This is a genomic window from Aeromonas sp. PrichA-15 (genome assembly GCF_017939245.1).
GTDB lineage: Bacteria > Pseudomonadota > Gammaproteobacteria > Enterobacterales > Aeromonadaceae > Aeromonas > Aeromonas caviae.
Genome location: NZ_JAGKRH010000335.1, coordinates 1 through 293, shown reverse-complemented (window position 1 = coordinate 293; position 293 = coordinate 1). Strand labels below are relative to the sequence as shown.

The 293-nt window shown below is 58.0% G+C and carries 1 protein-coding gene; it reads left to right on the top strand.

Features of this window, described 5'->3' with window-relative positions; translation table 11 throughout:
• Positions 1-293: transposase (locus J9889_RS23015; protein ID WP_210558350.1), on the top strand; the 293-nt coding region annotated here is incomplete at both ends.

The window sequence follows — 293 nt, the reverse complement described above, 5'->3', positions numbered from 1 at the left end:
CGGTCTTTACCTCCCTGCCCGTGGCGCGATTCAGTGCAGCTCAGGTGGCGACCCTGTACCACGAGCGCTGGGAAATCGAGCTGGGATACCGGGATATCAAAAGCGCGATGCAGCACAACGCCATCACGCTGAGAAGCAAGAAAGTGAACTTGGTCTATCAGGAGCTGTGGGGATTGCTGCTTGGATACAATCTGGTCAGGCGGGAGGCCAGCCAGGCCGCCGTAGCCCATCAGCGAGCGCCCAATGAGGTGAGCTTTAAGTTTGCCTGTCAGTTCATCGCGAACCAGATGGCA